The organism is Nocardia aurantia (assembly GCF_009604425.1).
Taxonomy (GTDB): domain Bacteria; phylum Actinomycetota; class Actinomycetes; order Mycobacteriales; family Mycobacteriaceae; genus Nocardia; species Nocardia aurantia.
In genome coordinates, this window is the sequence record NZ_WEGI01000006.1 from 103,286 (window position 1) to 126,100 (window position 22,815).

Consider the following 22,815-nt stretch of genomic DNA (forward strand, 5'->3'; position numbering starts at 1 on the left):
CGAATGGCGTTGTTGGTAAACCTTTTTCGGCTGGCGGTGGTGGTCGCCACCGGGGCGGTGCTGGTGACCGGTGCGGGGTCGGACGCGGATCCGAGCGGGCTGGCGCGGTTCCATCACCAGCGGCTGGCGTGGAAGCCCTGCGGTATCGACGATTTGGATGCCGCGGGCGCCGAATGCGCGGATGTGCTGGTGCCACTGGACTACACGAAGCCGCACGACCGCACCATGACGGTGGCCATTTCCCGCATCACAGCGGGCAATTCGGCGCAGCGGCGCGGCGTGCTGGTGTCCAATCCGGGTGGGCCCGGTGCGGAGGGGCTGGACAGCGTCGGGCTGATCGGTGATGTGCTCACCCCCGAGGTGCTCGCCCGCTACGACCTGATCGGCATGGACCCGCGCGGCGTCGGGCGATCGGACCGCGGCGGGCGGTGCGGCTGGCCGGTCGGCGAGATGATCCGGTCGTCCGGCCACGGCCCGTCGGGTTTCCGGCACGACACCGTCGAGTCGGCCGGTATGGCCGTCACCTGCCTGAACACCGGCGACCCGGCCGTGCTCCGGCAGCTCACCACCCGCAACACCGCCCGCGACATGGATGTGGTCCGCGGCGCGCTGGGGGAACGGACGCTCAACTATTACGGAGTCTCCTACGGCACGTATCTGGGAGCGGTCTACACCCAGATGTTTCCGGCGCGCAGCGACCGGATGGTGTTCGACAGCTCGATCGACCCGGATCGGTACTGGGAGGCCATGGTTCAGGACTGGGGCCCGGCCGACGAAGCGGCCCTGGACGACTGGGCCGGATGGGCGGCTTCGCGAGACGACGTCTACCACTTCGGCGCGACACCGGCGCAGGTGCGGACCACGGTCGAGGACCTGCTCCGCACCGCCGGACGGCAGCCGATCGTCATCGACGATTTCCTGATCGACGACCATTGGCTGCCGTTCATCCTGCACAACTATCTGAGCAACTTCCGATCGAACGCGGCGCTGGCCGACCTCGTCCGTGAGGTCGCCGACGATGCGGGCCGGCCGCCAGCGACGGCCCGCACACCCCGGCTCGCCGCGGTACTGGAAGCGTTGCGTACCGGCGAGAATTCGGCACTGGCGCAGATCGCCTGCGCCGACGCCCCCGCACCGGCGGAGCCGGAGTGGTACTGGCACAACATCGAAGCCGCCCGCACCACCCAGCCGATCTTCGGGGCGATGGCCAACAACATTCAGCCCTGCGCCTTCTGGCCCCGTCCGGTGGAAACCCCCACCCGCGTGCGCAATTCGGTTCCCGTCCTGCTCGTGCAGTCGACCGGCGATCCGCGCACGCCCTATCCGCACGCCCTGGCACTCCATCGCGCCCTGTCCGGATCCCGCCTGGTCACCCTGCGAAACATCCGCATCCACATGACATTTCGCACCGATCTGAGCGCCTGCCTCAACGGCACCGTCAACACCTATCTCGGCGCCGGAGTCCTTCCGGCCGGAGACCGCACCTGCGACGTGAACGCGACCATGTGACCGGATCGGCGAATCAGCCGACGGTGAGCGCGATCTTGCCGCGAGCCTGCCCGCTTTCGAGCAGTCGCACGGCAGCCGGGGCCTCCGCCAGCGGGTAGGTGGCGCCGACCGCCGGGGTGAGCTCCCCCGAATCCAGCAGTCCGCGAAGCGTTTCCAGATCGGCACGGCCGGGCACGGCGATGATCGCGGTCAGCCGCTGCCGCACGAACGGTGACAGCGCGAGCGCGTGGACTGTGCGGCCCGCACCGAGGATCTGCCCGCCACCCTCGCCACCGACGATGACGAGCGTCCCGCGCGGGGTGAGCGCCCGGCGCAGCCGGGCGAAGCGGCTGAGCCCGCCGATGTCCACGATCAGGTCGTAACGCACTCCGCGGTCGGCGAAATCGGTTGTCGTATAGTCGATCACGTCGTCGGCCCCGAGCGACCGGACCAGGTCGGCCTTGGCCGTGCCGCACACGCCGGTAACCCGCGCGCCGGCGCCCTTCGCCAATTGCACCGCGTACGAACCCACTCCGCCGGACGCACCGATCACCAGCACGTGCTGCCCGGGCTCGGCCCGGCCGGCGGTACGCACGGCCCGCAGGGCCGTGACCCCGGAGACCGCGACGACCCCGGCCTGCGCGAACCCCAGCCCCGCCGGCTTGTGCGCGAGTTTGCCCTCCGCCGCCGCCGTGTACTCGGCGAAAGACCCACGGCCGACACCGAACACCTCGTCACCGACGGCGAACCTGGTCACCTCCGCACCGACGGCGGCGACCGTGCCCGCGACATCCATCCCGGCGACCCGATCCCGGGGCATCCCGAGGGCGAGCCTGGCCGCATACGGCTTCCCGGTCATCAGATGCCAGACCCCCCGGTCCACTCCGGCGGCCGCGACCCGCACGAGCACCTCGCCGCTCGCGATCGCGGGCCGGTCGATCTCGGTCATCCGCAGTACGTCCGCCGAGCCGTAGCCGTTCTGCACGATCGCCCGCATCTTCTCGTTCCGTTCCGATTGTCCTGTAGATCCCATTCCGGGCCTCCAGCCTTACTAAGTACGCCTTACTTAGTAAGGTACAGTGGCCCGGGTAGATGTCAACGACGATTTCCGGACGAGAGGCCAGAATGAGCAACGCCGAGCGCGCACCGCTGTCCCGGGATCGGGTGCTCGGCGAGGCGATCGCCATCGCCGACGAGGCCGGCATCGAGGGCCTGACCATGCGCTCGCTCGCCGGGCGGCTCGGGGTCAAACCGATGTCGCTGTATCACCACGTCGCGAACAAGGAGGCCATCATCGACGGCATCATCGATGTCGTCTTCGGCGAGATCGAACTGCCGCCGCGGGACACCGATTGGCGGTCCGCATTGCGGCGGCGAGCGCACTCGGCCCGCGCCGTGCTGCGCCGGCACCCGTGGGCCACCCCGTTCATGGAGTCGCGCGCACATCCGGGCCCGGCCACCCTGCGCCATCACGACGCGGTCCTCGGAGTGTTGCGCCGCAACGGTTTCCCGCTCGTCCTGGCCGGCCACGCCTACTCCCTGCTGGACTGCTACATCTACGGATTCGCGCTGGAGGAAGCCGCACTGCCGTTCACGCCCCGCAACCTGGACGAGGCCATGACCGGTTTCATGGACCAGTTCCAGCCGGACGAATACCCGTATCTGGTCGAGTTCGCGATGCAACGGGTGATGCTGCCGGGCTACGACTACGCCGACGAGTTCGACTTCGGCCTGGAATTGATCCTCGACGGCCTGGAGCGCGCCGCGCAGCGGGAAGGATGATGTGCCGTGCCCCGTAAGATCGACAGCAGCGTTCCCGCTGGTGCGGCAACAGCAGACTTTCCGGAGGAAGGACCCTGATGACGACTGGGATCACCGAAGACGCCCCGCAGGCGGAGACCCCGCAGCAGCCACCCACGCGCGCGGAGCAGTTGCGCGCGCTGGTGACACTGATCAAGTCGGGCGGCCTCAAGCCCCTCGCCGTCTACGTGTACGGCCAGCAGAAAACGGCCGCGAAGAACACGATGTACAAATATCTCGGCAAGGGCGTCGTGGCGGGAACGGCCGCGCTGCAGCGCGTGCTCCTGCCCGCTGTGCCCGCACCGGGCGAAGGGTCGTTGCGCGACAAGCTCATCGAACTGGTCGAGCGGCACGCGGCGGTCATCCAGACGGCGCCGCTGAGCAAGGTGGCCCTGACCTGGATCGCGGCCGGCGCCCCCGCCGAGGCCCCCGCGGAGATGACCAAGGCCGCCATGTTCCGCATGGGCCTGAACTACCACTACCGTCAGCCGTTCGAGGAACTGTTCGCGACCGAGGAGGGCCGCGCGGTACTCGGCAGCGACAACGTCCCCGCCGCCGTCGCCCAGCTGATCGGCCCCGTCGCGTACGGCCGGCTGGTCGGCGCCGCCCGCACCACCCACAGCGACCATGTCCGCATCGTCGACGAATTCCTCACCGCCCACCCGGCTCCGGCACCGGTGCCCGAGCCCGCCACCGAGGCCGAGCCGACCGGCACCGCCACCGAGGCCGAGCCGACCGGCACCGTGCCCGAGGCCGCGCCGACCGACACCACCCCGGAGCCCTGAACCCGATTCCCACTGAGCGGACCGTGAATCCGGTTCGCTCCCACACCGACCGAGATCGAACCAGCCGGCGCCGGAATTCGTGACCTGCGTATTCACCACCGATACGAGGGGCCACCATGCGGATACCGAACTTCCTGCACGCCGGCGTCGCACTGACCGGGATCGCCGTCGCGGGCATCGCCGCAACACCCACCGCATCGGCGATCCCGGTACCCGCGTCCCGGCCCGAACCGACCGTCGCACAGGATGTCTCGCCGGTGCCGCCCGGCGGTCTCCTCACCGGTGTCCTGCACAATCAGCTCGTCTACTGCTCGATCATCTGCCCGCTCCTCGCCGGGACCGGCACAACCGCGGTCGTGCGCACCACGGCGGACACGATCGTCACGAACGCGATCACCGACGCGCACAACAGAATTCGCGCCGCAGCCGCCGAGTGACCCGGCGCCAGGCCGCGGAGGACGCCGACGTCAGCAGCAGTCGGGGTCCAGGACCCGGCACAACGCCGCGAGCGCGTCCCGGCGACCACGGTGGAGCATGTTCATGCCGTGCCGCTCGGAATCCACCAGCCCGGCCTTGCGCAACTGCGTGAGGTGATGGGACACAGTCGATTCCGACACCCCGACCGCCGCCGCGAGATCACCGCTGTTCTCCGCGCCCGACGGACTGGTGAGCAGCAGCGACACCAGCTTCACCCGCACCGGATCCGCCAACGCCTTCAACCGCAGCGCCACCTCGAGCGCCGCCTCGTCGCTCACCGGCGCCGCCGCGACCGGCGCGCAACAGACGGGAGCGGACATGTCGATCACGGGCAGCGCCTTGGGCATGGCTACCACCCTACCCGCGGTATTGACATATGTCGAAAAGGTGAGCAGACTCGGCCCGTCGACTTCTTCGACATATGTCCACAACCATGGAGGTCCGGCCATGTCCCGCGTCCAGCTCGCCCTAAACGTCGACGACCTCGACCGGGCGATCACCTTCTACACCACCCTGTTCGGCACGCTGCCAGCCAAGCGCAAGCCCGGTTACGCGAACTTCGCGATCACCGAACCCCCGCTGAAGCTGGTGCTGCTGGAGAACCCCGGCCACGGCGGCACCCTCAACCACCTCGGCGTCGAGGTCGCCACCTCGCAACAGGTCCACGCCGAGATCGCCCGCCTGTCCGACGCCGCCCTGTTCACCGAGGAGGAAATGGCCACCACCTGCTGTTTCGCCACCCAGGACAAGGTCTGGGTCACCGGCCCGGACACCGAACGCTGGGAGGTCTACACCGTCCTCGCCGACAGCGGCACCTTCGGCACCACCCCGAACCCGCTGACCGGCCCCGAAGCGGTTCCGGCCTGCTGCGGCAGCGACGCGGCCTGCTGCACCACCGCCGCGCAGGCCACCACGACCCCGGCATGACCGTCACCCCCGCCCTGGCGCGCCGCCTGGCCGCCGAAGCGACCGGCACCGCGGTGCTGGTCGCGGTCGTGGCCGGATCCGGCATCGCCGCACAACAACTGTCGCCCGGGCAGACCGGTCTGCAACTGCTGGAGAACTCCACCGCCACCGTCCTCGGCCTGGCCGTGGTGATCCTGCTGTTCGGGCCGGTCTCCGGCGCCCACTTCAACCCTGTTGTCTCGCTGGCGGACTGGCTGGCCACCCGTGGCACCGGCCGCACCGGCACGGACACCGCCGCCTACATCAGCGCGCAGACGATCGGCGCGGTCCTGGGCGCGGTCACCGCCAACGTCATGTTCGATCAGCCCGCCGGGCAGATCTCGGCCCACCATCGCGTCACGGGCGGGCACCTGCTAAGCGAAATCGTCGCCACCGCAGGACTTGTCGCGCTCATCGGCGCGTTGTCGCGCACCGGCCGCACCACCCTCGCACCGGCCGCCGTCCCGGCCTGGATCGGCGCCGCCTACTGGTTCACCAGCTCCACCAGCTTCGCCAACCCCGCCGTCACCATCGGCCGGATCTTCACCGACACCTTCGCCGGCATCGCCCCCGCCTCCGCAGCCGCGTTCATCATCGCCCAACTGCTCGGCGGCCTGGCCGGGCTCGCACTCACCGCCGTCTGCTATCCCGCACCCCCGGCCGCCCCCGACGGGATCACCGTCTCCGGACCGGCCATCGTCGACTGAAAGGTTCTGCACTGCAATGACTCTCACGAACCCCAGCGTGCTGTTCGTCTGTGTCCACAACGCCGGCCGCTCCCAGATGGCCCAAGGCTTCCTCACCGCGATCGCCGGCGACCGCGTCGAGGTCCGCTCCGCCGGCACCGAACCCGCCGACCGGATCAACCCCGTCGCCGTCGAAGCCATGCGCGAAGTCGGCATCGACATCACCACCGCGACCCCGAAAACCCTCACCGGCGAGACCGTCTCCACCTCCACCGTCGTCATCACCATGGGCTGCGGCGACACCTGCCCGTATTTCCCCGGAATCGACTACCGCGACTGGACACTCGACGACCCCGCCGGACAGGACATCACCACCGTCCGGGCCATCCGCGACCGGATCCGCACTCTCGTCGAGGAACTCGTCACCGAACTCCTACCCGCCGCCCCACGGTCGCAACCCTCCACCGCCACCGATATCCGCACACCCGACTGAGCCGTCGACCATCTCCGGCCGACCACAATGCCTGCGACTCCTGTCTAGCCCTCGCCGGCATCCAGTGTCGCTCCCACCGGACGGAACCGGCTCAACGCCTGCGGTCGGCGACGACGGCGATCTCTCCGGCCGTCCCGGCCGACCGACCGCCGCGCGCACATGGTTACGGCATCCGCCGCGCACTCAGCGATGCTGTCGGTCGTATCGCCGCTGAGAAGTGACCACGTGGGAGGTGTGTTGCCGAATCCAGTCCAGGAACGGCCGCATCGACTCGGTCAGCCCCCGGCCGAGGGGGGTGAGGTCGTAGCTGACCCGTGGCGGCGTGGCGGGTTCGACCGTGCGCGCGACGAATCCGTCCCGGACCAGGGTGCGCAGCGTCTGTGACAGCATCTTCTCGCTGATCCCGCCGATCGTCGCGCGCAGTTCCGCGAATCGCAGCGGCCCCGCGCCCAGCGCGGCCAGGATCAGGATGCCCCAGCGACCGGTGATGTGCTCCAGCACTTCCCGGGCCGGGCACGCGCTGTTGAATGCGTCACTCATGCCCTGCCACGCGGCATCGCCGGACTGCGAACCTACCACCACGTGCGGAGCTTACCTCGGGGTAGGTACTTACCAGCAGAAAGCTCGTACCCTTACGCTGCGGCCATGGTCACAGTTGTTTTCGGAGCCCGGGGAAATGTCGGCCGCCATGTCGCGGCGGGGCTGAGCGCGAGGGGCGCCAAGATTCGCGCGACGAGCCGGACACCCGATCCGGCGGGATTTCCGCCGGGTACGGATATCGTCGCCGCCGATCTGGAGCGGCCCGGAACCCTGCCCGCGGCGCTCGACGGCGCGGAGCGAGTATTCCTCTACGCCAAGCCCACCGGCATCGACGGATTCGTGGCGGCGGCCGAATCCGCGGGCGTGCGGCACGTGGTACTGCTGTCGTCGGCCGCTATCGGCAAACCCGGCGCCGAGCACAATCCGATCGCCCGGGAACACCTCGCCGTCGAAACCGCCATCGAGAAGTCCGGCCTCGCTTGGACATTCATCCGCCCCGGAATGTTCGCGACCAACACCCTGTGGTGGTGGCGGCAGCCGATCCGCGACGAGGGCCGCGTCCGAGTTCCGTACCCGGACACGCAGACCGCGCCCATCCACGAGAAGGACCTCGCGGCCCTGGCGGTGACCGCACTGACCGAGCCGGGCCATCACCACCGTATCCACCACGTCTACGGCCCCGAGTCGCTAACCGTCCGGCAGCAGATCCGGCACATCGGCGCGGCGATCGGCCGCGAGATCGACCTCGAGGTGATCGGAGCCGACCGGGCGCGCATCGAACTGGGGAAAACCATGCCGCCCAGCGGAGTCGAGGCGATCCTCGCCGCCTGGCAGGCCGGAACGACCGCACCGGCGCGAACCTCGACGATCATCGCCGACCTCACCGGCCGTCCCGCCCAGACGTTCGCGCGATGGGCCGAGGACCATCGCGACGAATTCCGCTGACCACACGCTCCGCGGGTATCCCCGGCTCGCCGGTCAGCGCCGCGCCGGTTGCCGCGACGCCGGCGACGGAAACAGTTCGCCGCGCTGCGCAATTCGATACGCCGTCCGCGGATGCGCCAGCGCCGCCGACGGTTCGACGAGGTTGACCACGCGCAGGAGGGTGCGGGCCACTCTCGGGTCGACATGCGCGGCGCGGTGGGTGCGGGCCAGATAGGCGTTGGTCAATCTGGAACGGAGCGTGCGGGTTCCGGTGATGCCGGGGTGCGCGAGGTCGGCGGCGGAGGCCAGTTGCCAGGCGGGCGTGAGGCATTCGGTGGCCGCGGCGTAGAAGCGGGAGGGCAGGGCGGCGTCGTCGGCGTCCAGGCAGTCGCGCAGGATCAGCGCCTGCTGGGCGGCGACCGTCATGCCCTGGGCGTACAGGGGATTGAAACTGCACAGGGCGTCGCCGAGCACCAGGAACCCGGCCGGGGCGGTGAGGCGATCGAATCGGCGGCGCACCGCACTGCGGAAGCGGTACGGCGTCGGTTCGTCCAAGGGTTCACCGGCGGAGACGATGTCGTACAGGTCGGGGGTCGGCAGGCTCGCGGCGAACCGCGCGAAACCGTGTGGGTCGGTCGGCGGGTGGTCGCCGAGCATGCCGGCGAGGGTGACCTGCCAGCGGTCGCCCTCGACCCGGATCGCGCCGCCGCCACGGCCGTCCGTACCGGTCGAGACGACCACGGCGCCGTGCCCGCCCAGCTGGCCGGGGCGGTGCCGATACAACCGGGAGGTGTACCCGAGGTCGACCTCGCGGCGCTCCTCGTGCGGTGGCCGCACACCGAGATCGAGCAGCCATTCCGTGGCGCGGGAGGCGCGGCCGGTCGCGTCGACCACGAGATCCGCTGTTACCGTGCGGTTCTCGCCGTCGACGTCGACGGCGGTCACCCGCCGGGCGTCGCCGACCGGCCCGCGGGCGACGGTGCGTTCCCGCAATCGCACGCCGGGGCGGGCCAGGACGTGTTCGCGCAGCACCGATTCCAGCAACGGGCGGGTGGCGAGGACCGAGGTGAGCCCGGTCGGGGTCGGCGCCACGCGCAAACCGCCCGCGTACCAGCGGGTTCCGACGAGTACCTCCGAGATCGTGGCGCCCCGGCCGGCCATGTCGGCGGTGAACGTGGGTATCAGCTGCTCGATGTCGGTCCGGCCGCGGTCGAGCAGGCCGTGGATGTGCCGCGCCTGCGGCACCCCGCGGCGCGGTTCCGCGCCGTCGAGGGTGTCGCGTTCCAGGATGGTGACCCGCGAGAAGCGTTCGGACAGAACCCGTGCCGCCAGCAGACCGGCGACACCGGCGCCGAGCACGACCGCATGCCGGTCGCCGCTCACAGGGCCACCGGCAGTGCCGCGAGGCTGCGGTGGATGAGGCTGGGACGGTAGGCGGCCGTGTCGCTCTCGAGCACCGGCCGAGGGGCCCGGTCCAGCAGGGTGCGGATCGCGGTCTCCGCCTCGAGTCGCGCCAGCGGTGCGCCGACGCAGAAGTGGATGCCGAGGCTGAAGCCGAGATGCTTACGCGCGGGCCGGTTTCCGGCGTACCGGGTCACATCGAAGGTGTCGGCGTCGGTGAACACCCGCTCGTCGCGACCGGCCGAGCCGGTGAGCACCACGACACCGTCGCCGCGGCGGAACTGCTTGCCGCCCAGCTCGGTATCGGCCAGCGCCACCCGGATGGTGAACTGGGTCGGCGCGTCGTAGCGCAGCATCTCCTCCAGCGCGGGGGCGATCAGCTCGGGGCGCTCGCGCAGCAGTTCCCATTGATCCGGATTGCGCAGCAGCGCGTGGATCCCGTTGCCGATCAGGTTGATCGAGGTCTCCATCCCGGCCACGAGCAGCAGCAGCGACAGGCCGATGATCTCGGCCTCGCTGAGCCGGTCGCCGTCGGCGCCGGCGGCGATGAGCTGGCCGAGGAGGTCCTCGGTCGGCTCGGCCCGTTTCCGGGCGACCAGTTCGCCGAAGTAGGCCATGCAGGCGCCGGCCGCCTCGGCGCGCTCGGCCACGTCCCCGGCGGGCAGCAGCCAGTCCGGGTCGGTGCCGCGGGCGATGGCCAGCTGCCAGCTGCGGAAGTCCGCGCCGCGGTTCGGATCCGCGCCGAGCAGGCGCACCGGGATCATCGCCACCGCCAGCGGCACCGCGAGATCGTCGAGGATGTCGAGCCCGCCGCGCTCCAGCGCCCGCGACACCAGATCGTCGACGACGCGGCCCGCGAGCGGGGTCAGTTCGGCGATCGTCTTGGGGGTGAACGCCTTCGCGACCAGCTTGCGGTAGCGGCCGTGATCGGGCGGATCCATCCGCACGAACGAGCCCGGAATGGCGGCGGTGGCATCGCGGAACGGGCTGATACCGGCGGAATAGCCGTGGCCCCAATCGGATCCGGTGAGCACGGCCGCGCATTCCTCGTAGCGGGTGACGAGTGTGACGGGCACGTCACCGAATTCGTACGGCAGCAGGGCTCCCGCGTCGCGCAGCCGCCGGTACGCCGGATACGGGTCGGCGTGGATACCGGGATCGAACGGATCGAGGGCCGGATCGGCAGCGGTTGGGATGCTCATCGGGATCGGACCTCCACCAGCAGTCGGGACATGCCGCGTACCACCACGTTCGGGCGATACGGGGGTTCTTCGCACAGGGTCAGCGCGGCGACACGTTCGGCGACGCGGCCCAGCACGGCCTGCATCTCGAGCCGCGCCAGCGGGGCGCCCAGGCAGTAGTGCAGGCCCAGGCCGAAGGACAGATGCCGCTGGGTGCCGCGGCCGGGCAGGTAGCGGGTGATGTCGAACCGGTCCGGCTCGTCGAAGGCCGCCGCATCGCGGTTCGCCGAGCCCATCATCACGATCACCGCCTCGCCGGGGACGAATGTCGTTCCACTGACGGTGATTTCGTCGTGCGCCGTGCGGGTGGTCAGATGAACCGGCGGGTCGTACCGCAGGATCTCGTCCACCGCCGGAGCGCACAGGGTGGCGGGATCGGCGCGCAGCCGGTCGAATTCGGCGGGGTGGCGGATCAGCGCGAGTACTCCGTTGGCGATCAGATTGACCGTCGTCTCGTGCCCGGCCACCACCAGAATCAGCAGCGTGCCGAGCAGTTCGGCGGGGGTCAGCCGCGCGCCCTCGGCCTCGGCGCGCACCAGCGCGCTGATCAGATCCTCGCGCGGATCGCGGGTACGCTGCCGCAGCAGATCGCCGAAGAATTCCTCGAATTCCCGCACCGCGCGGGAACGGGCCGCCAATTCCTCCGGCGCCAGCAGGAAATCGGGATCCAGGCCGCGGGAGATCGCCGCGGACATGTCCCGGACATGGTCGTGCGATTCCGCCGGAACACCGAGCAATTCGCAGATCATGGTGAGCGGCAGCGGATACGCCAATTCCTCGATCAGGTCGGCTCGTTCCCGGGACAGGATCCCGTCCACGAGCCGCGCCGCCAATTCCTCGGCGCGGTCACGTAATCCGGCCACGGTGCGCGCGGTGAACGCCTGCCCGACCAGACCGCGCAACCGGGTGTGCTCCGGCGGCTCCTGCCACAGGAACGATCCGGGCAGTTCCACATCGCTGTCGCCGTGCAACAGTTGGGGTTCCTCCGCGTGGCTCCAGCGCGCGTCCTGCAGGATCGCGCGGGCCTCGGCGTATCCGGCGACCAGCCGGGCATCGTGCGGACCGGGTACGAACGGGCCGGCCGCCCGCAGGATCCGGTAGCTGTCGTAGGGGTTGTGCCGGCTGTGGGGTGCGACGCTGTCCACCACCGCCGTCAGCACCGTATCGGATTCCTGCACTGTGGCACCGTCGGAACTCACCGAGCGACTCCTGCCGAGGACATGGGATGAAATACCGGTCGAATTCGATTTCGGCGGCAACCGCGGCCACCGGCGACCATCGTGCGGCACGGGCGGTTCGCTCGCGGCCCGCGATCGCGAATATCTATCGCGTCATCGCATTACGCTGCATCGCCGCGGAGAATTGCCCGATCGACATCGATTATCGGCGGGCACAGTTAAGAATCCGTTCAGGGCACGGTCATCCGGCGCTGTTGTCGTGAGCGGCATGAATTCGTCGGAATCGGACGGGACGCTACCGAGCCGGCTCGCCGGGATCGCGGAAGAGCGGCCGGAGGTGTCGGCCACATTCTGGTCGCTGCGCCAGTCGTTGAGTTACGCCGATCTGCACGCCCGCTCCGTCGAGGCGGCGGCGGCACTGGTCCGGCGGGGTGTGCGCCGGGGTGAGCCGGTCGGCATCCTGAGCCCCAACGCGCCGGAATTCCTCATCGGCCTGTTCGCGGTGACCGCGGCCGGTGGCGCGGCGGCGCCGCTGCCGCTGCCCAGCGGTGCGCAGCAGTTGCGTTCCTACCCACAACGATTGGCGGCGATCGCCGCGGCGTCCGGGATGCGCTCGATCCTGGTGTCGCCGCGGCTGGCCGGCCCGGTCGCCGCGCTCACCGGCGCGGTGGACGTCGAATTCATCGACACCACAACTCTTTTCGACGAGCACGACGACCCGGTGACGCTGCCCGCGGTCGGCCCCGGAGATCCGGCGATCGTGCAGTTCACCTCCGGCAGCACCGCCGCGCCGAAAGGCGTGCTGCTGACCCATCGCAACGCACTCGCGGGGCTCGCGGCGATCCGGCGGGGCATCGCGCTCGATCGCACCGACCAGGGCGGGTTCTGGCTGCCGCTGTTCCACGACATGGGCCTGTTCGGCACGCTGTCGGCGATCCTGCGGGGCATTCCCGCGCACCTGTGGTCGCCGACGTCCTTCGTCAAGGATCCCGCGCGCTGGCTGCGGGAGTTCGCCGAGGCCGGGGTCACGATCACCGCGATGCCCAGCTTCGGCTACCAGGCGCTGCTGGACGCGGTGCCGGCGGACCGGGCCACCGAGTACGACCTGCGGCACTGGCGGATCGCCTTCAACGGCGCGGAACCGATCTCGCAGCCGGTCGTGCGCGAATTCTGTGCCCGGTTCGGCCCGGCCGGATTCGCCCCCACGACGATGTTCGGCGTGTACGGCATGGCCGAAGCGACCCTCGCGGTGACTTTCCCACCGCTGCACCGGGAACCGCACTTCGAATGGGTGGACCGCGAGCCGCTGGGCCGGTCCGGGCGCGCGGTGCCGGTGCCGCCGGGATCGCCCGGCGCGCGGGCGATCGCCGGGGTCGGGTATCCGGTCGCCGGGATGCGGTTGCGCCTCGTGGAGCCCGAATCCGGGCTGGACGTCCTCGACGGGACCGTCGGCGAGATCCTGCTGCGCGGAGATTCGGTCACCGGCGGCTATCTCACCGCGGACCCGGACGTCGCCGACCGGCTGTTCACCGACGGGTGGCTGCGCACCGGCGACCTCGGATACCGCAGGGACGGTGAGCTGTTCATCACCGGCCGGCTCAAGGAGATGATCACCGTCCGGGGCGAGAACCACTACGCGCTGGACATCGAGGCCGCCGTCGAGGGTCTCGACGGCATCTACCGCGGCCGCTGTATCGCCGTCGCCGATCCCGAACGCGACGCGATGGCCGTCGTCGTCGAAACCGACCGCACGGCAGCCGAAGCCGACGCGCTGACCGAAGCGGTCCGTGCCCGGATCACCGCGGAACTCGGCCTGGCCGGCGTGCGCGTGTACCCGGTGCCGCCGCGCACCATCCCGCGCACCTCGAGCGGCAAGCTGCAACGCCTGGCCGCCCGCGAACTCATCTCGAACGGCAGTGTCGCCCTTCCTCTCTCGTAGCCGAACCATCAGCAGCAGAAACCGGAGAGTCCCCGTGCACAGCTTCGACGTCTTCCGCCACTACGAGCGGCTGCATTGGAACGTCGCCGATCTCACCCTCGACACCGTCGACCCGGCCCTGGTCGAGCCCGAGTACGTGACGCTCGCCAAGAGCGCGGCCATGGGCGAATCGAACGTGATCGCCGCCGTGCACGGATTCCTCGACGAGTTCGTCGACGACTACGACTTCTCCACCTTCGCGGTCGTGTGGGGCTATCAGGAGGTCCAGCACCACTACGCGTTCCGGTCCTGGCTGGCCGCGATCGGCGAGAGCGTGGACGACGCCGTCGTCGGCGCCATGCGGGCGCCGTACGCGCCCGGCACCACCCCGTCGGCGACCCTGGCCACCAACATCATCTCCGAGCTCACGGTCAACCACGTGTACCGCGCGGTCTCGCAGTGGGTGCACGAGCCGGTGCTGAAGACGTTGCTGCTCAACGCCAGCCGCGACGAGTCCGGGCACGCGCGGGAGTTCATCCACTACACCACCGCGCGCCTGGCCCGCCTGCCCGAGGAACTGCCGTCGGTGCTGGAGACCCTGTACGTCTACAGCTCCGAGGCGCGGATCAAGCATCCGGTGAGCACGTTCAAGAGCGGCATCGCCGAACTCGGCGACCACGAGACGATCGACACCGGTTTCGAGCTGTTCCTCGAGAAGATCGCCGCCACAGGCGAACTGGAGGTGCTGCACGACAAGGTGCGCCGCACCTTCGCCGGCATCACCGGCCTGGACCTGTCCAGCAACGCCAAGGTGCGCCGGGCGCTGGCCGAGGCGATCTCCTGAACCGATGGACGAATCCCTGCATGTCCCGTGGTCGGTGATCCCGGACTACCGCTGCTTCGGCTGCTCACCGCACAATCCGGCCGGCCTGAACCTGACCTTCACCCCGCACCCCGACGGCCTCCAGTCCCGCGTCCGGCTCGGCCGCGCCTTCGAGTCGTATCCCGGTGTGGTGCACGGCGGGCTCATCGGCGTGATCTGCGACGAGGTGATGGGCAACCTGATCGTGCTCGCGCGCCGGGTACCCGCCTTCACCGTCACCCAGCGCACCCGGTTCCTCACCCCGCTGCTGATCGACCGCGATTACCTCTGTGTCGCAACGCTTCCGGAGCAGACTCAGCCGTCGCGCACCGGCATCATCGCGGCCGCCGCGGAGATCCGCGACACCGACGGCGCGGTCTGCGCCACCTCCACCGCCGGATATCAGCCGTTCGCCCTGGCCGACGTCCGCCATCAGCTGACCCTCGACGACACCGACGTCGACCGCCTCGCCGAGGCCCTGTCCGCACCGAACCACTTCTCCCAGAACGGAGTCACCCGATGAGCGTGCTCACCGACGACACCCTGCGCACCGTCACCGACATCGCCGCCGCCGAGACCGGCATCCCCGCCGCGGATCTGGGTCCGCAGGTCGACCTCCGCGGCCTGGCCGGGGTGGATTCCGTGCGGGTGCTGCGCATGATCGCCCGCATCGAGCGCACCTACGACATCGAGCTCGAGGACGAGGACGTGTTCGGCCTGTCCACCCTCGCCGACGTCGTCACCGTGGTGGACCGGGCCCGGCAGGAGGCGGCGGCGTGAGCGGTCAGGCGCCGCAAGCGGCAGCGCAGCGTCACCATGGAGGCGCCCCGCTCACGCCCCATGGACACAGCGTGAGCGCTCCGGTCGCCGATACCAACCAGCACTACGACCTCGACCCGGACCTGTTCGGCGAGTTCCTGGACCCGCTGCGGAAATACAGCTCCGGCCTGTACCTCTCCGACACCGACACCCTGGAGCAGGCGCAGCGCCAGAAACTGACCTGGGTCGCGGGCCGCCTCGGCCTGCGCGGCGGCGAGAAGCTGCTCGACGCCGGCTGCGGCTGGGGTTCGCTGATCCTGTTCATGGCCGCCGAATTCGAGTGCGACACACTCGGTATCAGCCCCGCCCCGCGCCAGCACGAATACATCGCGGGTCAGGCGGCCGCCCGCGGTCTCACCGGCCGGGTACACACCCGGGTCGGTCACTTCGAGCGTATCGATCTGCCGCAGAAGCATTTCGACGCCGTGACCATGCTCGGCTCGATCGTGCACATGCCCGACGCCCCGGCCGTGCTGCGCCGGGCCCGCGCCGCCCTGCGCCGCGGCGGCATGCTGTACGTGTCGGAGAGCTGCTTCCGGAACGAGAAGGCGCGCACCGCCTTCGACGACCGCGACGGCACGAGGTTCATCCGCGGCGACATCTTCGGGTTCGGCGAGCTGCGCCCCCTGTCGGAACTGGTGGCCGCCGCCGAGGACGCCGGCTTCTCGGTCGTCGCCGTCGACGACCTCACCGACCACTACCGCCGCACCATCGACGACTGGATCGCCAACGTGGACGCGGCCGCCGACCGGATCGAGGCGCACGGCGCGGGCTCCGCCGCCCACCTGCGGCGCTACCTCGAGATCGCCAACGCCGGCTGGGGTTACACCACCAAGCACTACGCGCTGACCTGCCGCAACGGCCGCTGACCCCGGGAAGGATCGCAGCGGAATGACTCTTGACGAAACCCGGCTTCCCGTCGGCGAGATGTCCACGGCCGTGGACGATTTCCTCGCGGCCTCCCCCGCGGCCCGCGCCTGGGACGTGGAAACCGCCTTCGACTGGTCCGCCGCCGACGCCGGCCTGCTCACCGAGGGCCAGCGATCCGCGGTGCGGTTCATCACCCTCATCGAGGACCACCTGCCCGGCTATTTCGATGTGTACCACCGCAATTTCCCGGTGGACGACACCGTGGCGCCGGAGCTGTTCGTGCACAACCGCGAGCTCTACCACTTCACCGTCCGCTGGGCCCTGGAGGAGGACACCCACGCCCGAGCGCTCGCTCGCTACCAGACGGCCGCGGGCATCGCCGAACCCGCCCCGCTACGAGAAGAATTGGCGATCGAGGGCCGCAAGCACTTCGACCTGCCCTACGAGCACCCGGTGCAGTTCTTCGCCTACGCCCTGGTGCAGGAGAAGGCGACCCAGATGTACTACCAGCAGTTGCGGGACGTGGTAGGCGATCCGGTGCTCGCCTCGGTGCTGACCCGGCTGTCCCGCGACGAGGCAAGACATTTCACCTTCTTCGCCGACGTGGTCACCCGCTACCTCCGGGTGCACGGCGACGCCGCGGTCGGCCCGATCCGCGATGTGGTCGCCAATTTCCGCATGCCGCTGGCGGATACGATGCGCGGCTACTGGCGATGGGCCCTGCGCATCGCCGACGTCGCCGACTACGACCACACCGCCGCCTACGAACATCTGCTCAAGGTGATCGACCGGGCCGTGGACACCCCCACCGACCGAGTCGACGAACTGCTCGACTTCATCGCCCAGTGCCGCGCCGTACGCTGACGACCCACCCCGACCGCCCCGGCCGCACCCACCGGCCGGGGCGTTTCCCGTTTCCCGAGGAGAACGACTGATGACCGCCACCGTCCCGCCCACCGGAACCGTCGCCGCCCGCGTCGACGAACTCACCACGATCTTCGAGCGCGGCCTGCGGGAGAATCTGGGCGTCGGCGCCTCCCTCGGCCTCCGGATGCACAGCGCCGGAGACGGTTTCGCCCGCTATTACCTCGACCCCAACCCGGCCACCATCAACGCCATGTTCACCGTCCACGGCGGAGTCCTGGCCACCCTGCTCGACACCGCGATGGGCAGCGCCGTCTTCACCCGCCTCGCCGACGGCGTGGCCTACACGACCCTGGAACTGAAGGTGAACTTCATCCGCTCGGTCACCCCGGAGGGCTCCCGCCTGACCTGCGACGCCGAGGCCGTCCACGTGGGCCGCCGCACCGCCACCGCCGAGGGCCGGATCACCGACGCCGCCGGCAAACTCATCGCCCACGGTTCGACAACCATCCTGATCCTCCAGCCGGACAACTGAATTCACGCCACAGCGACGACATCTCCGATTCCGGCCCGGCCGGCTGCGCGACGGGTTCGTCCGCGGGGTCCGGTCAAGACTCCTCCTGCTTCCCGATCCCGACCGCGGCCGATTCCGCCCAGCCATCGGCTTCCTTGCCCGTGATCGCGGTGATCCGTTCCGCCAGCAGGCTCGAACGCGTGCCGTCGGCATAAGGGCCGGCTTCGGTCGCGTAGAGGAATTTCTCCGTTTTCAACGCCTCGGCTGTGGACCTGCACCGCAGCCACGTGCTGTGCCACTGGAACAGTTGCTGAATACCTTCGGCCACCACCGGAACCGCCGCTACCGCCGCGGTCACCCAGCCCGTCGCGCCGGCGGCCGCGAGGACCGGGACCGCCGCCCCGACCACGATCTGCACCACTTTCACCCTCAGGTAGGCCGATTTCGCCGCACGGCTACGAGATCGGTAGTAGTCCAGCTGATCTTCCAGCCGTTCCCGGACCAGATCCTCGATCGACCCACCTCGCGCAGTTGCCTCCACATGTCAGGGATAGCACGACCGGCACGGCGGCGCGCCCCACCGCGATACATCCGGCAGAGTCTTCGGTCCCGTTGCCGACCGGCGGGTAGCGTGGGCGGCGCGAGATGATCTCTGCGGCAGGGGGTATGTCGATGCGGCTGTTCTTGAGCCATTCGAGTCGCAACAACGTGCAGGCTGTGGCTCTCCTGCGATGGCTGGTCGAACAGCGGCCCGCGTTGGCGGACAACATCTTCCTGGATCTGGACGAGAATTCCGGGATCGCCCAGGGCGTGCGGTGGCGAGATGCCATGGCTCGAGCCTTGGCGCGCTGCGAAGCGACGATCTGCCTTACCTCACGGGATTGGCACACCTCGACCGAGTGTGTCGCCGAATATCTGACGGCGGTGAATCTGGGCAAGCGAGTCTTCGTTGTCCGTCTGGAGCCGATCACCGACCCGGATCCGACTCGTGAATGGCAACGATGCGACCTGTTCGGCGACGGTCCGGTCACCGAGCTCCCGGTCGATGGGGACGGCGAGCCGATGCGTTGGCAGACCGAGGGTTTGCACCGGTTGCTGGATGGCTTGGGAGATGCCGGGATCGGCGCCGAAAACTTTCCGTGGCCGCCCGCGAAGGACCCGGATCGCTCCCCGTACCGGGGTTGGCGTCCGTTCGACGCCGTGGACGCCGCCGTGTATTTCGGGCGCGACGTTCAGATCAAGGCGGGTCTGGAAGCTGTCCGGCGGATGCGGTCGGCCGGCGGCGAGGCGATGTTCGTCGTGCTGGGCGCGTCCGGGACAGGGAAATCGTCGTTCCTGCGCGCGGGATTGTTGCCGCGGCTGGCCCGGGAGGATCGGCACTTCCTCGTGCTGGACATCATGCGCCCCGAACGTCGTGCACTCACCGGTGCGCACGGCCTGGCCGCGGTCCTGCACTCCACTCGCACTCGCCTCGGGCTGACGACCCCGGCATTCGGGGAGATCAAATCCGCGCTGCCCGATATCGATCGAGTCCGGGAATTGCTCGTCCAAATCCAGCATGCCGCGCGAGAGAGGTGGCCGTCCGGCGGCGCAGACGCACCGCCGCCGACATTGTTGCTCCCTGTCGACCAAGCCGAAGAGCTGTTTCTCGCCGACGCCGGAACGCAGGGCGAGCAATTCCTGACATTGCTCGGGCTGCTGCTCGCCGAGCCGGAAGAGGCCGGCACACAACAAGTATCGATCAAGGCGGCGGTCACCATCCGCACCGATCGCTACGAGCAACTACAGAACGCCGTGCAGCTGAAGACCGTGCCGCGCTTCGTCTTCGATGCGCTCGAGCCGCTGCCGCGCACACAATTCAAGGAGGTCATCACCGCCCCGGCGGCTCGTGCCGACGACACCGCGCCGCTGCGCATCGAACCGGAGTTGGTGGACCGGCTCCTGACCGACGGCAATCACGGCGCGGATACTCTGCCGCTGCTGGCATTGACGCTGTCGCGACTCTACGACGACTACGCCACGAGCGGAGTACTCACCGTCGAGAACTACCGCGCGATGGGCGGCATCGACCGGGTGGTTCACACCGAGATCGAATCGCTACTGGCCACCGATCCGCAGTTGCGGCTGCGTCAACTGGAGATACTGCGTTCGGCGTTCGTCCCGGCGCTGGCGACCGTGGATCCCGACACCGATCAGCCGATGCGCCGCATCGCCCGCTGGGACGAGCTCCCCGAGGAGGCCCACCGGCTGCTCGGCGGGTTCGTGGACAAGCGACTGTTGGTCAAGGACCGCCGCGACGGCGAAGTGGTCGTCGAGGTGGCATTGGAAAGTCTGTTGCGGCAGTGGGATTCGCTGGCCGCATGGCTGAGCGCGCAAGCGGACGACCTCAAGGCGGTCGACCGGCTCGAGCGTGCTGCCGACAGCTGGGACCGCAACGGTCGCGACGAGTCGTGGCTGTGGGAAGGATCTCGACTGGCCGAAGCCGAAACCCTTTCGGCGAAAACGGAATATCGGCGACGCCTCCAGCCCGTCCGGGAATTCCTGCACGCGTCCCGCCATCGCCAGCAGGACCGCCTCACCGCATTGCGTCGCCGAGCTCAGGCACTGACGGCACTGCTCGTCGTCGCCGTCGTGGTGGCAGGGCTGGCCGGAGTCGGGTTCTGGCGGGCCGGTACCGCGAGTAATCAGGCGAGGGCTGCGAGCGTCCAGGCGCAGGCCCGCACCCGCGAGGCGGTCGGGCGGCAATTGGTCGCGGAAGCCCAGGCCATACTCGAACAGCGTCGATCCGGCGGGGACATTCGAGCACTGCAGGAAATTCTCGCAGCCCATTCGCTGGCACCGAGTCCCGAGACGGCGAGCGCGCTCGTCGGAGCCCTCTACGAGCGGCGGCAGACCGGCAAGATCGTGGACACCGGTTCGGCAGTCTGGGATGTGACCCTCAGCCAGGATGGGCGTCGGGTCACGACCAGCGACCTCGGTGTGAAGTTGCGGGTCTGGGACGCCGCGTCCGGCACACTCGTCGCCCAGCCGCGAATCGCCGATTCCGGCCGGGCCTTGGCGGGGATCCAGTTCAAACGATTCAGTTCCGATGGGCATGCGGCCGTCACGGTCGACGGTCTGGGTGGGCCGCTGCGGGTGTGGGATGTGGCATCCGGCCGGCCGATCGGCAGACCGCTGAACGTCGACATCGGCCTGCTGGGATCTGTGGACGTCAGCCCGGACGGCCGGCGGATCATCACCGGCGGTCAAGACAGGACAGTGCGGTTGTGGGATCTCGAATCCGGGCAACCGATCGGCCAACCGCTGATCGGCCACACCAATGCCGTGAGCAGCGTGGCCTTCAGCCCGGACGGGCGGCGCGTCGTCTCCGGTAGTTTCGACGCGACGGTGCGGTTGTGGGACACGGAATCCCAGCAACCGATCGGCCAACCGCTGATCGGCCACACCTACATCGTGCGGCGCGTGGCCTTCAGCCCGGACGGTCGGCGGGTCGTCTCGGGCAGTTCCGACCGGACGGCCCGGTTGTGGGATGCCGAATCAGGCCGGCAAATCGGCCCGCCGCTGACGGGCCACACCGATTACGTATCGAGTGTGGCGTTCAGTCCGGACGGGCGATGGGTCGTCACCGGCGACTGGGGCGGGATCCTGCGCTTCTGGGACACCGAAACGGGGCAGATGATCGGCCGGCCACTGATCGGCCACACCGCCGGTGTGCAGAAGGTGGCGTTCAGTCCGGACGGCAATCGGCTGGTCTCCGGCAGCCAGGACGGGACGGTGCGGTTGTGGGATACCGACCCGGGGTATCTGGTCGGGCGGGCGCTGATCGGCCACCACGGGATCGTTTCGAGCGTGGCGTTCAGCCCCGACGGAAAACGTATCGCCTCCGGTAGTGAGGACACGACCGTACGGCTGTGGGATGTCCGCTCAGGACAACCGATAGGGGATCCGCTGGTCGGGCACACCAAAGGTGTGGAGCATGTGGCCTTCGGCCCCGACGGGCGGAAACTCGTCTCTGTCTCCTACGACAGGACGATGCGCTTGTGGGATACCGGCACCGGACAGCCGATCGGGGCCCCGCTCACCGATCTCGGCAACGGGGTACCGAATGCGGTGTTCACTCGGGACGGTAAGCGCGTGGTCTCCAGTTCCGACACGCAGTTGCTGTTCTGGGACGCCGAGTCCGGCCGAAGAGCCGGGGAGGTGGCGGTCGGCACGGTCGATGCGAACAGTACGGTCTTCACTCCGGACGGCAAGCGGGCCGCGACCCGCGGTCGCGACCGGACAGTGCGGTTGTGGGATCTCGAATCCGGGAAGCAGGCCGGGGCACTGTCGGACATCGACAGCCAGTCCGTGACCACCATGGCATTCAGTCCCGACGGCAAGCGATTGGTCATCATCGGGGCCGACCACACGCTACGGACATGGGATGTCGAGTCCGGACGACCGCTCGGCGGCCCCATGGTCGGCCACGGCGACATCGTGAAAACCGTCGCCTTCAGCCCGGACGGGAAACGGATAGTGTCCGGCAGCCACGACAAGACCGTGCGGCTGTGGGATGCCGAGTCCGGACAGCCGCTCGGCGGCCCGATGACCGGCCACACCAACATCATATGGAGCGTGGCGTTCAGCCCGGACGGAATGCTGGCCGCCTCCGGAAGCTGGGATACCACCGTGCGCGTGTGGTCCGTCTTCGAGGCCGACCCCGGGAAACTGTGCGCCAAACTCACATCCAATATGAGCCGACGGGATTGGGCGCAATGGGTACACATTCCGAACCAGCCCTACATCGAGCTCTGTCCCGGTCTCCCGATCAGCGCCGATTGACCGAGTCGGTCCTAACGAACGAATATCCTCGGCGACCGCGACGCCTACGGACGACAGATCACGCGCCGCCACCACGATCGCCCAATCACGCTCCGGCGAACTGTCCTCGAACTTCGACTCGGACCTCTGGTGCGGCGCTGTCACATCGCTGTACGATGTGAACCGCCGCGAACGAGCGTAGCCAAT

General features: G+C 69.3%; 24 protein-coding genes. 17 read left to right on the forward strand and 7 right to left on the reverse strand.

Annotated features, from left to right (window positions below):
* Nucleotides 1-3: 3 nt before the first annotated feature.
* Complete coding sequence (locus tag NRB56_RS14620; RefSeq protein WP_153342434.1) at nt 4-1,509, forward strand: alpha/beta fold hydrolase; 1,506 nt, start codon at nt 4-6, stop codon at nt 1,507-1,509.
* 13 nt (nt 1,510-1,522) lie between these two features.
* On the opposite strand, the gene NRB56_RS14625 is transcribed toward NRB56_RS14620, so the two are convergent.
* Nucleotides 1,523-2,521 carry an NAD(P)-dependent alcohol dehydrogenase gene (locus NRB56_RS14625; RefSeq protein ID WP_227837737.1) on the reverse strand — a complete coding sequence of 333 codons (999 nt, stop codon included), beginning with the start codon at nt 2,519-2,521 and terminating at the stop codon, nt 1,523-1,525.
* 92 nt (nt 2,522-2,613) lie between these two features.
* Between NRB56_RS14625 and NRB56_RS14630 the strand changes: the two genes are divergently transcribed.
* The 3 genes from NRB56_RS14630 (at nt 2,614) to NRB56_RS14640 (ending at nt 4,510) form a co-directional block, all read left to right on the forward strand.
* Nucleotides 2,614-3,270: a TetR/AcrR family transcriptional regulator C-terminal domain-containing protein gene (locus tag NRB56_RS14630; RefSeq protein ID WP_153342436.1), complete on the forward strand. Its 657-nt coding sequence runs from the start codon at nt 2,614-2,616 to the stop codon at nt 3,268-3,270.
* A 77-nt stretch (nt 3,271-3,347) separates the two neighbouring features.
* A complete protein-coding gene (locus NRB56_RS14635) occupies nt 3,348-4,073 on the forward strand; it encodes a hypothetical protein (protein ID WP_153342438.1) in 726 nt (241 codons plus the stop codon).
* A gap of 116 nt (nt 4,074-4,189) precedes the next feature.
* Complete coding sequence (locus tag NRB56_RS14640; RefSeq protein WP_153342440.1) at nt 4,190-4,510, forward strand: hypothetical protein; 321 nt, start codon at nt 4,190-4,192, stop codon at nt 4,508-4,510.
* 30 nt (nt 4,511-4,540) lie between these two features.
* On the opposite strand, the gene NRB56_RS14645 is transcribed toward NRB56_RS14640, so the two are convergent.
* Nucleotides 4,541-4,897 (reverse strand): Rv2640c family ArsR-like transcriptional regulator, encoded by a 357-nt coding sequence (locus tag NRB56_RS14645; protein ID WP_153342442.1) that lies wholly within the window; start codon nt 4,895-4,897, stop codon nt 4,541-4,543.
* Nucleotides 4,898-4,997: 100 nt separating this feature from the next.
* Here NRB56_RS14645 and NRB56_RS14650 point away from each other — a divergent pair, with 100 nt between their 5' ends.
* The 3 genes from NRB56_RS14650 to NRB56_RS14660 are packed head-to-tail and all read left to right on the forward strand — an operon-like array spanning nt 4,998 to nt 6,674.
* A complete protein-coding gene (locus NRB56_RS14650; protein WP_153342444.1) occupies nt 4,998-5,477 on the forward strand; it encodes an ArsI/CadI family heavy metal resistance metalloenzyme in 480 nt (159 codons plus the stop codon).
* The gene (locus NRB56_RS14655) at nt 5,474-6,202 is read left to right on the forward strand and encodes an aquaporin (RefSeq protein WP_153342446.1); all 729 of its coding nucleotides are present in this window, start codon (nt 5,474-5,476) and stop codon (nt 6,200-6,202) included. The genes NRB56_RS14650 and NRB56_RS14655 overlap by 4 nt, the downstream gene beginning before the upstream one ends.
* A gap of 16 nt (nt 6,203-6,218) precedes the next feature.
* Nucleotides 6,219-6,674, forward strand: a complete 456-nt coding sequence (locus NRB56_RS14660) for an arsenate reductase ArsC (RefSeq protein WP_153342448.1) — start codon at nt 6,219-6,221, stop codon at nt 6,672-6,674.
* Between the two features lie 183 nt (nt 6,675-6,857).
* On the opposite strand, the gene NRB56_RS14665 is transcribed toward NRB56_RS14660, so the two are convergent.
* Complete coding sequence (locus NRB56_RS14665) at nt 6,858-7,256, reverse strand: winged helix-turn-helix transcriptional regulator (protein ID WP_319943010.1); 399 nt, start codon at nt 7,254-7,256, stop codon at nt 6,858-6,860.
* A 63-nt stretch (nt 7,257-7,319) separates the two neighbouring features.
* Here NRB56_RS14665 and NRB56_RS14670 point away from each other — a divergent pair, with 63 nt between their 5' ends.
* Nucleotides 7,320-8,159, forward strand: coding sequence for an SDR family oxidoreductase (locus tag NRB56_RS14670; RefSeq protein WP_153342450.1), 840 nt, complete (start codon nt 7,320-7,322; stop codon nt 8,157-8,159).
* A gap of 33 nt (nt 8,160-8,192) precedes the next feature.
* Here NRB56_RS14670 and NRB56_RS14675 read toward each other — a convergent pair whose 3' ends face one another.
* From NRB56_RS14675 to NRB56_RS14685, 3 genes are read right to left on the reverse strand one after another with little or no spacing between them, the layout of a single operon-like run.
* Nucleotides 8,193-9,521 (reverse strand): NAD(P)/FAD-dependent oxidoreductase, encoded by a 1,329-nt coding sequence (locus tag NRB56_RS14675; RefSeq protein ID WP_319943011.1) that lies wholly within the window; start codon nt 9,519-9,521, stop codon nt 8,193-8,195.
* Complete coding sequence (locus NRB56_RS38985) at nt 9,518-10,741, reverse strand: cytochrome P450 (RefSeq protein WP_153342453.1); 1,224 nt, start codon at nt 10,739-10,741, stop codon at nt 9,518-9,520. Before NRB56_RS38985 ends, NRB56_RS14675 begins: the two co-directional genes overlap by 4 nt.
* Nucleotides 10,738-11,979: a cytochrome P450 gene (locus NRB56_RS14685; protein ID WP_319943012.1), complete on the reverse strand. Its 1,242-nt coding sequence runs from the start codon at nt 11,977-11,979 to the stop codon at nt 10,738-10,740. Before NRB56_RS14685 ends, NRB56_RS38985 begins: the two co-directional genes overlap by 4 nt.
* Nucleotides 11,980-12,005: 26 nt before the next feature.
* On the opposite strand from NRB56_RS14685, the gene NRB56_RS14690 reads away from it, so the two are divergent.
* The 8 genes from NRB56_RS14690 (at nt 12,006) to NRB56_RS14725 (ending at nt 17,826) form a co-directional block, all read left to right on the forward strand.
* Entirely contained in the window at nt 12,006-12,221 is a 216-nt protein-coding gene (locus NRB56_RS14690; protein ID WP_153342455.1) for a hypothetical protein, read from the forward strand.
* Nucleotides 12,222-12,226: 5 nt separating this feature from the next.
* Complete coding sequence (locus NRB56_RS14695; protein WP_153342457.1) at nt 12,227-13,897, forward strand: AMP-binding protein; 1,671 nt, start codon at nt 12,227-12,229, stop codon at nt 13,895-13,897.
* Nucleotides 13,898-13,931: 34 nt separating this feature from the next.
* Nucleotides 13,932-14,720 carry a ferritin-like domain-containing protein gene (locus tag NRB56_RS14700; protein ID WP_319943013.1) on the forward strand — a complete coding sequence of 263 codons (789 nt, stop codon included), beginning with the start codon at nt 13,932-13,934 and terminating at the stop codon, nt 14,718-14,720.
* A 4-nt stretch (nt 14,721-14,724) separates the two neighbouring features.
* A complete protein-coding gene (locus NRB56_RS14705; RefSeq protein ID WP_153342459.1) occupies nt 14,725-15,261 on the forward strand; it encodes a PaaI family thioesterase in 537 nt (178 codons plus the stop codon).
* Complete coding sequence (locus NRB56_RS14710; RefSeq protein ID WP_153342461.1) at nt 15,258-15,518, forward strand: acyl carrier protein; 261 nt, start codon at nt 15,258-15,260, stop codon at nt 15,516-15,518. Before NRB56_RS14705 ends, NRB56_RS14710 begins: the two co-directional genes overlap by 4 nt.
* 71 nt (nt 15,519-15,589) lie before the next feature.
* Nucleotides 15,590-16,426 (forward strand): SAM-dependent methyltransferase, encoded by an 837-nt coding sequence (locus NRB56_RS14715; RefSeq protein ID WP_319943014.1) that lies wholly within the window; start codon nt 15,590-15,592, stop codon nt 16,424-16,426.
* Nucleotides 16,427-16,448: 22 nt separating this feature from the next.
* Nucleotides 16,449-17,291 carry an acyl-ACP desaturase gene (locus NRB56_RS14720; protein WP_153342463.1) on the forward strand — a complete coding sequence of 281 codons (843 nt, stop codon included), beginning with the start codon at nt 16,449-16,451 and terminating at the stop codon, nt 17,289-17,291.
* Nucleotides 17,292-17,361: 70 nt separating this feature from the next.
* Entirely contained in the window at nt 17,362-17,826 is a 465-nt protein-coding gene (locus NRB56_RS14725) for a PaaI family thioesterase (protein WP_406603483.1), read from the forward strand.
* Nucleotides 17,827-17,899: 73 nt separating this feature from the next.
* Here NRB56_RS14725 and NRB56_RS14730 read toward each other — a convergent pair whose 3' ends face one another.
* Nucleotides 17,900-18,346: a DUF4231 domain-containing protein gene (locus NRB56_RS14730; protein ID WP_153342465.1), complete on the reverse strand. Its 447-nt coding sequence runs from the start codon at nt 18,344-18,346 to the stop codon at nt 17,900-17,902.
* A 131-nt stretch (nt 18,347-18,477) separates the two neighbouring features.
* Here NRB56_RS14730 and NRB56_RS14735 point away from each other — a divergent pair, with 131 nt between their 5' ends.
* Nucleotides 18,478-22,629: an nSTAND1 domain-containing NTPase gene (locus NRB56_RS14735; protein ID WP_153342467.1), complete on the forward strand. Its 4,152-nt coding sequence runs from the start codon at nt 18,478-18,480 to the stop codon at nt 22,627-22,629.
* Nucleotides 22,630-22,815: the final 186 nt, after the last annotated feature.

Bases quoted from the DNA above. Each gene is read 5' to 3' on its own strand.
- NRB56_RS14650 (WP_153342444.1), top strand. From the start codon at position 4,998: ATGTCCCGCGTCCAGCTCGCCCTAAACGTCGACGACCTCGACCGGGCG.
- NRB56_RS14640 (WP_153342440.1), top strand. From the start codon at position 4,190: ATGCGGATACCGAACTTCCTGCACGCCGGCGTCGCACTGACCGGGATC.
- NRB56_RS14735 (WP_153342467.1), top strand. From the start codon at position 18,478: ATGCGGCTGTTCTTGAGCCATTCGAGTCGCAACAACGTGCAGGCTGTG.
- NRB56_RS14630 (WP_153342436.1), top strand. From the start codon at position 2,614: ATGAGCAACGCCGAGCGCGCACCGCTGTCCCGGGATCGGGTGCTCGGC.
- NRB56_RS14710 (WP_153342461.1), top strand. From the start codon at position 15,258: ATGAGCGTGCTCACCGACGACACCCTGCGCACCGTCACCGACATCGCC.
- NRB56_RS14660 (WP_153342448.1), top strand. From the start codon at position 6,219: ATGACTCTCACGAACCCCAGCGTGCTGTTCGTCTGTGTCCACAACGCC.
- NRB56_RS38985 (WP_153342453.1), bottom strand. From the start codon at position 10,741: ATGAGCATCCCAACCGCTGCCGATCCGGCCCTCGATCCGTTCGATCCC.
- NRB56_RS14635 (WP_153342438.1), top strand. From the start codon at position 3,348: ATGACGACTGGGATCACCGAAGACGCCCCGCAGGCGGAGACCCCGCAG.
- NRB56_RS14670 (WP_153342450.1), top strand. From the start codon at position 7,320: ATGGTCACAGTTGTTTTCGGAGCCCGGGGAAATGTCGGCCGCCATGTC.
- NRB56_RS14645 (WP_153342442.1), bottom strand. From the start codon at position 4,897: ATGCCCAAGGCGCTGCCCGTGATCGACATGTCCGCTCCCGTCTGTTGC.
- NRB56_RS14625 (WP_227837737.1), bottom strand. From the start codon at position 2,521: ATGGGATCTACAGGACAATCGGAACGGAACGAGAAGATGCGGGCGATC.
- NRB56_RS14720 (WP_153342463.1), top strand. From the start codon at position 16,449: ATGACTCTTGACGAAACCCGGCTTCCCGTCGGCGAGATGTCCACGGCC.
- NRB56_RS14690 (WP_153342455.1), top strand. From the start codon at position 12,006: ATGAAATACCGGTCGAATTCGATTTCGGCGGCAACCGCGGCCACCGGC.
- NRB56_RS14695 (WP_153342457.1), top strand. From the start codon at position 12,227: ATGAATTCGTCGGAATCGGACGGGACGCTACCGAGCCGGCTCGCCGGG.
- NRB56_RS14655 (WP_153342446.1), top strand. From the start codon at position 5,474: ATGACCGTCACCCCCGCCCTGGCGCGCCGCCTGGCCGCCGAAGCGACC.
- NRB56_RS14620 (WP_153342434.1), top strand. From the start codon at position 4: ATGGCGTTGTTGGTAAACCTTTTTCGGCTGGCGGTGGTGGTCGCCACC.
- NRB56_RS14705 (WP_153342459.1), top strand. From the start codon at position 14,725: ATGGACGAATCCCTGCATGTCCCGTGGTCGGTGATCCCGGACTACCGC.
- NRB56_RS14725 (WP_406603483.1), top strand. From the start codon at position 17,362: ATGACCGCCACCGTCCCGCCCACCGGAACCGTCGCCGCCCGCGTCGAC.